This is a genomic window from Agrobacterium pusense (assembly GCF_013285525.1).
GTDB classification, from domain to species: domain Bacteria; phylum Pseudomonadota; class Alphaproteobacteria; order Rhizobiales; family Rhizobiaceae; genus Agrobacterium; species Agrobacterium pusense.
In genome coordinates this window covers 1381813-1392500 of record NZ_CP053857.1, presented here as the reverse complement: position 1 = coordinate 1392500, position 10688 = coordinate 1381813, and the positions used below count along the sequence as shown (strand labels likewise).

Genomic DNA, 10688 nt, shown 5'->3' with positions numbered 1-10688 from the left:
AAACGGCCGCATGACCTCCGGTTTCGGCATGCGCCGCCATCCCGTGCTGAAATTCAGCCGCATGCATACGGGAACAGACTGGGCCGCCGCCCGGGGCACGCCGATTATCGCAACGGGTAACGGCACTGTCGAGAAGGCCGGATGGGCCTCCGGTTATGGCAACCAGACCCTGATCCGCCATGCCAATGGCTATGTCTCGTCCTATAACCACCAGAGCGCGATCGCCAAGGGGGTCACTGAGGGGGCAAAGGTCCGGCAGGGTCAGGTCATCGGCTATGTGGGGTCGACCGGTCTTTCGACCGGCGCGCATCTGCACTACGAGCTGATCGTCAACGGCACCAAGGTGGACGCAATGAAGGTGCGTCTGCCGGGCGGCAAGTCGCTTTCCGGCGAGGCGCTGGCGCGTTTCTCCGACGAGAGAAAACGCATCGACAATCTGCTGAATATCGAAGAAAAGTCCAACCAGGTGGCAAGCCGCTGATCGGCAGCGGATTTCAGATCAACAGAGTCCGCTTATGAGAAAAGGGCCCCGTTTCCGGAGCCCTTTCTTTATGCAGCGTCGGCGGCCTCAGTGTCGGCCTCGGCTTTTGGCGGCTTGACCTTGAACAGCAGCCGGTCGGTTCCAGAGGTCACCTTGACCCGCGAACCATCGGGAATTTCCCCGCCGAGGATCATTTCCGCAAGCCTGTCCTGAACCGCCTTCTGGATTACCCGCTTCAGCGGACGCGCGCCATAGGCGGGATCGTAGCCTTTGTTGGCAAGCCAGTTACGGGCATCCTCATCCAGTTCGAGCGAAATCTTGCGATCTCCCAGCAGCGAAACGAGCCGCTTCAACTGGATTTCCACGATGGCACCCATCTCGTCCCGCCGCAGGCGATGGAAGAGGATGATATCATCGATACGATTGAGGAATTCCGGCCGGAAATGCGACCGGACACGCTCCATCACCAGTTCGCGAACCGAATCCACGTCGTCATTGTCGCCCATCTGCGTCATGAATTCCGAACCGAGGTTCGAGGTCATGATGATGATGGTGTTCTTGAAATCGACGGTGCGGCCCTGGCCATCCGTCAGGCGGCCATCATCCAGCACCTGCAGCAGGACGTTGAAGACATCCGGATGCGCTTTTTCGATCTCGTCGAACAGCACGACCTGATAAGGCCGGCGGCGAACCGCTTCCGTGAGCGCCCCGCCCTCCTCGTAACCGACATAGCCGGGAGGCGCGCCGATCAGCCGGGCAACGGAGTGTTTCTCCATATATTCCGACATGTCGAGGCGAACCATCGCGGTTTCGTCGTCGAACAGGAAGCGGGCGAGCGACTTGGTCAGCTCGGTCTTGCCCACGCCCGTCGGGCCGAGGAAGATGAACGAACCGATCGGCCGGTTGGGATCCTGCAGGCCGGCACGCGAGCGGCGAACCGCCTTGGACACAGCCTGAACGGCCTCACCCTGCCCGACAACGGACTTGGCAAGTTCGTCTTCCATGCGCAACAGCTTTTCGCGCTGGCCTTCCAGCATCTTGTCAACCGGAATGCCGGTCCAGCGGGAAACGACATGCGCGATGTTGTCCGCCGTCACCACTTCCTGAACCATCGAGCCGGCGCCGCTGTTGTCCCGCGCTTCCGCTGCAGCCAGTTCCTTTTCGATCCCCGGAATGATGCCGTAGGTCAATTCACCCGCGCGCTGGAACTGCCCGTTGCGCTGTGCGATCGCCAGCTCGTTGCGGGCTTCGTCCAGCCGTTTCTTGAGATCGGCGGCGTGGCCGAGCTTCTGCTTTTCCGCCTGCCAGCGGGCCGTCAGCGCATCGGCCTTCTCTTCCGTATCCGCCAGTTCATCCTCGAGCTTCTTGAGCCGGTCGACAGAAGACTGGTCCGTCTCCTGCTTCAGGGCTTCGCGCTCGATCTTGAGCTGGATGATGCGGCGATCCAGTTCGTCCAGTTCTTCCGGCTTGGAATCCACCTGCATACGAAGACGCGAGGCGGCCTCGTCCATAAGGTCAATTGCCTTATCCGGCAGGAAACGGTCGGTGATATAGCGGTTGGAAAGCGTCGCAGCCGCAACCAGGGCCGAATCCGAGATACGAACCTTGTGGTGCTGTTCGTATTTTTCCTTCAACCCGCGCAGGATCGAGATCGTGTCCTCAACGGTCGGTTCATCCACCAGCACGGGCTGGAAACGGCGGGCAAGGGCCGGATCCTTTTCGACGTGCTTGCGGTATTCATCGAGCGTCGTTGCACCGACGCAGTGCAGCTCACCGCGGGCAAGCGCGGGCTTCAGCAGATTGGAGGCATCCATCGCCCCATCCGCCTTACCGGCGCCGACCAGCGTATGCATTTCGTCGATGAAGAGGATGATGCCGCCATTTTCAGACTGCACCTCATTGAGGACAGCCTTCAGGCGCTCTTCGAACTCACCGCGATATTTCGCACCTGCGATCAGCGCGCCCATATCGAGCGCCATCAGCTTCTTGTCTTTGAGGCTTTCGGGCACATCGCCATTGACGATGCGCAGGGCGAGGCCTTCGGCAATCGCCGTCTTACCGACGCCGGGTTCACCGATCAGCACGGGATTGTTCTTGGTACGGCGAGACAGCACCTGAATGGTACGGCGAATTTCATCGTCGCGGCCAATAACAGGATCCAGCTTGCCTTCGCGGGCCTCTTCCGTCAGGTCGCGCGCGAACTTCTTCAGCGCGTCAAAGCCCTGTTCGGCATTGGCGCTGTCAGCCGTGCGGCCCTTGCGGATATCATTGATGACCTGATTGAGCGCCTGCGCCGTCACGCCGGCCTTCTTCAGGGAAGCCGAAGTGGAAGCAGAGCTTTCAATCGCAAGCGCCTGCAGAAGACGCTCGACAGTCACGAAACTATCGCCAGCCTTTTTGGCCAGGTCTTCGGCGGTGGAAAACACCTTTGCGAGGGGAGCCGTCAGCGAAAGGCCGCCATTGCCACCGGATACCTTGGGTAATTTTGCCAGTGCGGCATCATTGGCAAGACGCGCTTCTTTCGCGTCGCCGCCAGCCCGCTCGATCAGCGATGCCGCCATGCCCTGCTCGTCATCGAGCAGCACCTTGAGAACATGTTCGGGCGAAAACTGCTGATGGTTTTCGGCAAGCGCAAAGGTCTGCGCCGATTGTAAAAAACCGCGAACGCGCTCGGAGTATTTTTCAATATTCATAGTCGAACCTCCATAGACCGGCCCGCCCGCTTTCGGCACGGCTCCGGGTGTTAGGGTTGAGGCTCCCTCAAAAGGCAAGCCCCGCTACGACGGCCGTGTTTAAGGATTTCACGATCGCCGCCTCTCGATGGTCGGTCGCCAGCAGTGTCGGCAACCTTCCATCCTGCTCGAATATGGGAGGCATTTTCATCGGTTTAAAGGGGAAGAAATCCGGCCGTCGAGAAATTTTCCCAGGAAGTTGACGGGCGTCAGCTTCACCCTGCTAGCCATGCTGGCGCGCGCGGTCATGGAATTTGGCGCGCCAAAATAAAAAACTCCGGCGAGCCGGAGTTTTTCAGTCCTGGGGCATGTCTGCCTGCGCTGTTTATTCCGCGGCGTTTTCAAGCGTGGCGGGAGCGGCATCTTCACCGGCTCCTGCATCTTCACCTTCGGCACCTTCGGCAGCCGCAGTGCGACGTGGACGGCGCTGGCGCGGACCGGCCGCCCGGCGCGCCTTCGGTGCGCGTTCGGCTGGAGCTTCCGCCTGCTGCTGTTCCTCTTCGACGGCCACCTCCATCGGCGTACCCTCGATGACGGGCTGCGGCGCCTGACTGGCGTCATAAACCGGAGGCTGCTGGTCTGCGCTCACCTGCTGGCGTGGCTGACGCTCCTGCCGCTCACGGCGGTCGGGACGTTCACGGCGCTCCTGGCGCTGCTCGTTCCGTTCGGCGCGCTCCTGGCGTTCGGGCTGTTGCGCGCGCTCGGCCTGTTCGGCCTGATGCTGCGGTGCAATGGCACCTTCGTCGCCATCGTTCACATCCATCTCGTCGGCATCGGCGGCGTTATACTCGCCGCGGTCGTCGCGCTGGAAGCGTTCCTGCATCTGCGCCTGAGCCGACGCGATGATGCGGTTATAATGTTCAGCGTGCTGCAGATAGTTTTCAGCCATCACGCGGTCGCCGGAACTCTGTGCGTCGCGCGCCAGAGCCGCGTATTTTTCCGCTATGTGCTGGGCTGTGCCACGGATTTTAACATCGGGGCCGGAACTGTCATAAGTCCTGGTCAGCGGGTTACCGCCCTTGCGGTTGAAGTTGTTGTTACCGCCACCATTATTATTGTTGTTGTTTCCACGCCCCCGGCCGCGCTTGTTTTGCTGTCCTGGCCTCATCAATTGCTCACCTGAATTCTGTTTTGCTGATAATCTGGTTGTTTTCATGCAATTCCGGGCGGAAAACCGCTGGAAATTTTTCCTGAAATTGCTCCATCACGCGCCCTGCCGAGATACCTCTGGACAAGACCTCGCGTAAGACGACCGGTCGCGCAAATGCTGCACCGAGCCGTCTGCGAACAAAGTTTACTGATTCACATGCCGGAAACGCCCAGCCTTTCAGGGCTCTTTAAAGAACCCGCTTCGGGACTGACCCATACCCTGACGAATCTCAGTTCGTCCTCAGCCACCCGGCATGTGGCCGCAAACTATCCCGCTTCCCGCGGAAATCCAAGCCTTTTCTTTTGCTGTGCAAAATATCCTTGCAAAAAATTCCGCAGACATATCGTCGTCAACTATCTCCGGAAGGTCAAAACTCTATCATTACCGCCATAATCCTTCACGGCATCCAGAAGAGAGAAGCCGTGGGAAGAAAATATAGCGGAAACATCAAGCCTTTGATCGAAACCGATCTCCACACCGACAATCCCGTTTTCCACAAGAAAGCGGCCTGCCTCGGCAGCGATGAGGCGGTACGGTGCAAGGCCGTCCTGACCTCCATCCAGCGCCGCCAGAGGATCATGATGACGAACCTCTCGGTCAAGCGTTGCGACGATATCACTTCTTATATAAGGCGGATTCGACACAATTATGTCAAAGCGGCCAGAGATTTTTTCGAACCAGTCGCTTTGAACGGGTTCGAAACGACCGCCGAGATCATTTCGGAATGCGTTTCTCGAGGCTGTCTCCAGCGCGTCGGCGGAGATATCGCTGCCGACACCGGTCGCCTCCGGGCATTCCTTCAAAAGCGCGAGACAGATCGCCCCCGTGCCTGTGCCCAGATCGAGAATATACGCGCTGCCCCTGGCTGAAACGGCAGCCTTCAAGGCAGGCAGCAGCGTGTCGACCAGAACCTCCGTATCAGGGCGCGGCTCGAGCGTTTCCCTCGACAAAAGAAGATCCAGGCCATGAAACTCCCGATGGCCCAGGATGCGGTGAACAGGCTCGCCGCCGGCGCGTCTTTCAATCATCGCATCAATTCGGGCTTGCTCCTCGGTCGTGAGCGACCGGTCCGGCTTCATCACGAAGTCGGTCAATGAAAAACCGACGACCTCGGCAATCAGGAGACGCGCATCGAGAAGTGGATCGGCGATCCCCGCCGCCTGCAGCCGCTTGCGGGCCGCGGCAAGTTCACTTGCGACAGTGGCACCGGCCGGCGCGCTCAATGCTGCTCGCCGAGTTGCGCCAGCTGCCCCGCCTGATAATCGGCGATCAGCGCATCCACGAGCTCATCAATCTCGCCTTCGATCATCCGGTCCAGCTTGTAGAGCGTGAGATTGATACGGTGATCGGTGACACGGCCCTGAGGGAAATTATAGGTGCGGATGCGCTCGGAGCGGTCGCCGGAGCCCACCTGGCTCTTGCGGTCGGCCGAACGTTCACTGTCCACCTTCTGGCGCTCGATATCGTAAAGCCGTGAACGAAGAACCTGCATGGCCTTGGCGCGGTTCTGATGCTGCGATTTCTCCGAGCTCGTCACGATCAGCCCTGTCGGCAAATGGGTGATGCGAACGGCGGAATCGGTGGTGTTGACGTGCTGGCCGCCGGCGCCCGACGCACGCATCGTATCGATGCGGATGTCTTCCGGGCGGATTTCGATATCGATTTCTTCCGCTTCCGGCAGCACCGCGACGGTGGCCGCAGACGTGTGGATGCGGCCACTTGCTTCCGTTTCCGGCACGCGCTGCACCCGGTGAACGCCGGACTCGAATTTTAGCTTGGAGAACACCCCTCGCCCACTGATCGTGGCGATGATTTCCTTGTAACCGCCGGCTTCACCCTCGCTTGCGGAGAGCACTTCCACCTTCCAGCCCTTGGAAGCAGCAAAACGCTCATACATGCGGAACAGATCGCCGGCAAACAGTGCAGCCTCGGAACCGCCGGTCCCGGCGCGTATTTCGAGGATCGCGCTTTTTTCGTCCGCAGCATCCTTCGGCAGCAGCAGGACCTGCATGTCCTTTTCGAGCTCTTCGATGCGGCTCTCGATTTCCGGCAGCTCCATTTCCGCCAGATCGCGCATATCCTTGTCGGTCGTCTTGTCGGCAAGCAGCGCTTCGAGATCGGCGGCCTCAGAGATCGCCTTCTCGTATTCGCGAATTTTCTTCACCACCGGCTCGAGCTCGGAATATTCCGAAGCGAGCTTCACATAGACATCCGCAGCAGGCCCGGCCGACATACGCGCTTCGATCTCGCCGAAACGTCTTTCCAACTCGCGCATTTTTTCGACGGGAAGCTTCGCCACCAGTCACTCCAATTATGAAACAGTTCTTTTTAAATGGGAATGGAATGCGTCGCCGCAAAGCGTAACAACACCTCGCGCGCGCTTTCCAGCGAATTATGATCATCCAGCGCCGCGTTCAACTCTTCGGCAAGACTTGCGGCATCGAGCCCGAGCAGCATGGCCTTCACGGGGCCGATCGCCGTCGGCGACATGGAAATCGAACGGAATCCAAGCCCAATAAGAGCCATTGCCGAAAGTGGCTTGCTCGCCATTTCACCGCACAGCGTAACCGAAGTCTGATGCCTTTCGCCCGCCCGCACGATATCGCGAAGCATGCGCAAGAACGGCTTGCCGAGATTGTCGAAGCGATCCGAAACACGGGCGTTGCCGCGATCCACAGCCATCGAGAACTGGAAGAGATCATTCGAACCCACGGAGACGAAATCCACCTCCTGCATCAGCTCATCGAGCTGCCACATCAGCGCCGGCACCTCCAGCATGGCGCCGAACTGCAGCTTTTTCGGCAGCGCATGGCTGAATTTGGAAAGATGCTGTACTTCCTTCTGCAGCAGGTCGCGTGCAGCGCGGATTTCGGACACTTCCGTCACCATCGGCAACATCATGCGCAGTTCTGCACCGGAAGCGGCACGCAGAAGCGCGCGCATCTGCGTGCGCATCAGCCCCGGCCGGTCGAGCGACAGGCGGATCGCCCGCCAGCCAAGCGCCGGATTTTCCTCCTCCTGGCCGCGCATGTATGAAACGACCTTGTCGCCGCCAATATCGAGCGTGCGGAAGGTAACGCTCTTCCCCTTCGCCTGCCGCAGGACAGAGCGATAGAAGGCCTCCTGTTCCTCACCCTTCGGCATGTTGGAAGCGATCATGAATTGCAGCTCGGTACGAAACAGTCCAATGCCATCGGCACCCGATTCATCCAGCTGCGGCAGATCCACCAAAAGACCAGCATTCATCTTGAGGTTGACCTTCTGGCCATCCTTGGTGATCGGTTCGACATTGCGAAGTGCGCGGAACTGCTCCTGCCGGCGGGCACGCAGACGCACTTTTTCCTCATAGGCGCGTTGCAGATCCGACATCGGACGCAAATGCACCTGGCCGTCGTCGCCATCAATGATGATGGGATCGTTGTTTTCGGCAAGCGCTACAATGCCTGTCGCCTGCCCGATAACCGGAATGCCCATGGCGCGGGCAACGATGACGACATGGCTGGTCACCGCGCCATCTTCCAGCACCAGACCACGCAGTTTTTCGCGCGGATAATCCAGGAGTTCGGCCGCCCCCATGGCGCGGGCCAGCACGATTGCATCGAGCGGGAAATCCTGCTCCGGACCACGACCGCCAAAACCGATGAGTTGACGCAGCAGCCGGTTGGCGAGGTCGTCGAAATCATGCATGCGCTCGCGAAGGTAAGGATCGGTCAGGCGCATCATGCGCGCCTTGGTATCGCTCTGCACCTTCTCGACCGCCGCTTCCGCCGTCAGGCCGTTGCGGATCGCTTCTTCCATGCGTCGCACCCAGCCCTGATCGTGGGCGAACATGCGGTAGGTTTCGAGAACCTCGCGGTGCTCGCCTTCGGTCGGTACGTCACGGCGCTGCAGCATGTCATCGATGGAGAGCCGCAGCGAGCCGATAGCATCGGCAAGGCGACGGATTTCCGTATCCGCATCTTCGTTCAGCAGGTTGGTAACGACAATGCGCGGATCGTGCAGCACCACATGGCCAAGACCGATGCCTTCGCCATAGGCGTCGCCGTCGATGGAGACGGCACGCGTCAGGTCCAGCTCGACACCGGGGCGTGTGATCTTCTTCAACTCGCCGCTCGCCACTATTTCAGCGATAAGCATCGCGGTTGTCTCGAGCGCTTCAATTTCGTCCTCCCGGTACGTTCGGCTGGCCTTGTTCTGGACCACAAGAACGCCAAGAGTGCGACCGGAGCGCAAAATTGGCACGCCGAGGAAGGAATGATAAATTTCCTCACCGGTTTCAGGAAGATAGCGGAATGCGGGATGCGCCTGCGCATCGGAAAGATTGAGCGGCTGGGCGGAAGCGGCAATCGTGCCGACAAGACCCTGCCCCATTTTCAGCTGGGCAAGATGCACGGCATCCTTGTTGAGACCTTCCGTCGCATAAAGCTCAAGCACGCTGTCGGAACGCAGCACATAGACCGAGCAAACCTCCGCCACCATGTTGCCGGCGATCTGACGGACGATCTGGTCAAGGCGGTCCTGCGGTTCAAGGTGCTCCGCCATCATTTCGCGCAGCCGCTTGAGCAGGACGCGCGGACCTGCGGAAAGGTCTCTCATCGCGTTTGCTCCCCGACGCTTCCGATCCGAATGTCATAATATTCGGGAATCAAAACGTCATTTAAAAATTTATAGCGCGAGAAGCGCGTCCCGCAAGGGACACTCTTTCATGAAACGCCACATCGGAAGAACGCAACTCCGAAGAATCGGAGCATCGGGAACCGATGTCTCGGCTTAGCTCTTATCGAGGCCGTAAGCAGAATGCAAAGTGCGAACCGCAAGTTCGGCATAGGCACCGTCGATCAGGATCGAAATCTTGATCTCGGACGTGGTGATCGCCTTGATGTTGATGTTCTTCTCGGCCAGTGCCTTGAATGCGCTGGCGGCAACGCCCGCGTGGCTGCGCATGCCAATGCCGATGACCGAAACCTTGGCGAGGCCGGTTTCGTTCTGTGCAACGTCGAAGCCGATCTGGGCCTTGTTGTCATCGAGAACCTTAAGCGCCTTGGCAACGTCGCCCGAAGGAACGGTAAAGGTCATGTCGGTGCGCGAACCGTCTTCGGAAATGTTCTGCACGATCATGTCGACATTGATATGCGCTTCCGCCAGAGGCCCGAAGATCGCGGCGGAGACGCCCGGACGGTCGGCCACGCGGCGCAGCGAGATCTGTGCTTCATCCTTGGCATAGGCGATGCCGGTTACGACTTCCTGTTCCACGATTTCATCCTCGTCACAAATCAAAGTACCGGGCGGGTTGATGAGGTCGCCCATGCCCGGCGCATCGGGATCCTCGAAACTGGAGCGAACGAAGGTGCGCACCTTGTGTACCATGGCAAGCTCGACCGAGCGGACCTGCAAGACCTTGGCACCGAGCGACGCCATTTCGAGCATTTCCTCGAAGGCGATCTTTTTCATGCGGCGAGCCTTGGGCTCGATGCGCGGATCGGTCGTGTAGACGCCATCGACATCCGTATAGATGTCGCAACGATCCGCCTTTACGGCAGCGGCAATGGCAACGGCCGAGGTGTCGGAGCCGCCGCGGCCAAGCGTTGCAATGCGGTTATCGGGACCGATGCCCTGGAAGCCTGCAACAACGGCAACCTGGCCTTCGCCCATGCGCTTCACGATATCCGAGCCGTCGATTTCCAGAATGCGGGCGGCGCCGTGCGCATTGTCGGTGCGGATCGGGATCTGCCAGCCCTGCCAGGAGCGCGCATTGATGCCCATGGATTGCAGCGTGATCGCCAGAAGACCTGACGTCACCTGCTCGCCGGATGCGACAACCGCGTCATATTCGCGCGCATCATAAAAGGACGCGGCATTGCTCCCCGTAATCTTTGCTGCGTTCTGCACCCAGTCAACCAACTCATTGGTTTTACCGGACATGGCGGAAACGACCACGGCCACTTCATGGCCGGCATCCACTTCGCGTTTCACATGCCGTGCGACATTGTGAATGCGTTCGAGGTTCGCGACGGACGTGCCGCCGAATTTCATGACAATGCGAGCCATAGCCTTGACCAGTACCATCCCATTTTCCCGCCGGCTCTTCCACGAGACGGACGGACAAGAACAAACCCAGTCGGCTCTTCCTGACAAAGAGCCTCAAGTTGCGGGTCTCTTAGCGAAAAGGCGGGGGCCACGCAATGCCGTTTATGAACCATGCGGTACGCCTTTTTCGGGAGCCTGAACATGCAACAATGGCGCACTGACGCGCCGGCGGGATAAAGCACCCGCAAAAGAGCGTACCGCGGTGCACTGTACAAATCGACCCATTCGCAGTATGAGC

7 protein-coding genes (1 of these 7 running past the window's edge) are annotated in these 10688 nt (G+C 59.4%); 1 reads left to right on the top strand and 6 read right to left on the bottom strand.

Annotated elements, in window-relative coordinates:
• Positions 1 to 481, top strand: partial view of a M23 family metallopeptidase gene (locus HQN82_RS20000; RefSeq protein WP_173615692.1) — the 3' portion only. 1466 nt of this gene lie to the left of the window's left edge; only the last 481 of its 1947 coding nucleotides appear in the window; its start codon lies off the left edge, out of view; the stop codon is at positions 479 to 481.
• A gap of 68 nt (positions 482 to 549) precedes the next feature.
• Here the strand turns inward: HQN82_RS20000 and clpB are convergent, their stop codons facing one another.
• From clpB to HQN82_RS19970, 6 genes are all read right to left on the bottom strand, one after another.
• On the bottom strand, positions 550 to 3174 hold the full coding sequence (clpB, locus tag HQN82_RS19995; RefSeq protein WP_173615691.1) for an ATP-dependent chaperone ClpB: 2625 nt from the start codon (positions 3172 to 3174) through the stop codon (positions 550 to 552).
• A 364-nt stretch (positions 3175 to 3538) separates the two neighbouring features.
• A complete protein-coding gene (locus HQN82_RS19990; protein ID WP_006698033.1) occupies positions 3539 to 4321 on the bottom strand; it encodes a DUF4167 domain-containing protein in 783 nt (260 codons plus the stop codon).
• Between the two features lie 395 nt (positions 4322 to 4716).
• A complete protein-coding gene (gene prmC / locus HQN82_RS19985) occupies positions 4717 to 5586 on the bottom strand; it encodes a peptide chain release factor N(5)-glutamine methyltransferase (protein ID WP_173615690.1) in 870 nt (289 codons plus the stop codon).
• Positions 5583 to 6662, bottom strand: coding sequence for a peptide chain release factor 1 (prfA, locus tag HQN82_RS19980; RefSeq protein WP_173615689.1), 1080 nt, complete (start codon positions 6660 to 6662; stop codon positions 5583 to 5585). The genes prmC and prfA overlap by 4 nt, the downstream gene beginning before the upstream one ends.
• Before the next feature lie 29 nt (positions 6663 to 6691).
• Positions 6692 to 8959 carry a phosphoenolpyruvate--protein phosphotransferase gene (ptsP, locus tag HQN82_RS19975; protein ID WP_004437993.1) on the bottom strand — a complete coding sequence of 756 codons (2268 nt, stop codon included), beginning with the start codon at positions 8957 to 8959 and terminating at the stop codon, positions 6692 to 6694.
• A 174-nt stretch (positions 8960 to 9133) separates the two neighbouring features.
• The gene (locus HQN82_RS19970) at positions 9134 to 10411 is read right to left on the bottom strand and encodes an aspartate kinase (RefSeq protein WP_006698035.1); all 1278 of its coding nucleotides are present in this window, start codon (positions 10409 to 10411) and stop codon (positions 9134 to 9136) included.
• Between the last annotated feature and the right edge of the window lie 277 nt (positions 10412 to 10688).

Coding starts and splice junctions, on each gene's coding strand:
- clpB (WP_173615691.1), bottom strand. CDS start 3,174: ATGAATATTGAAAAATACTCCGAGCGCGTTCGCGGTTTTTTACAATCG.
- HQN82_RS19990 (WP_006698033.1), bottom strand. CDS start 4,321: ATGAGGCCAGGACAGCAAAACAAGCGCGGCCGGGGGCGTGGAAACAAC.
- ptsP (WP_004437993.1), bottom strand. CDS start 8,959: ATGAGAGACCTTTCCGCAGGTCCGCGCGTCCTGCTCAAGCGGCTGCGC.
- HQN82_RS19970 (WP_006698035.1), bottom strand. CDS start 10,411: ATGGCTCGCATTGTCATGAAATTCGGCGGCACGTCCGTCGCGAACCTC.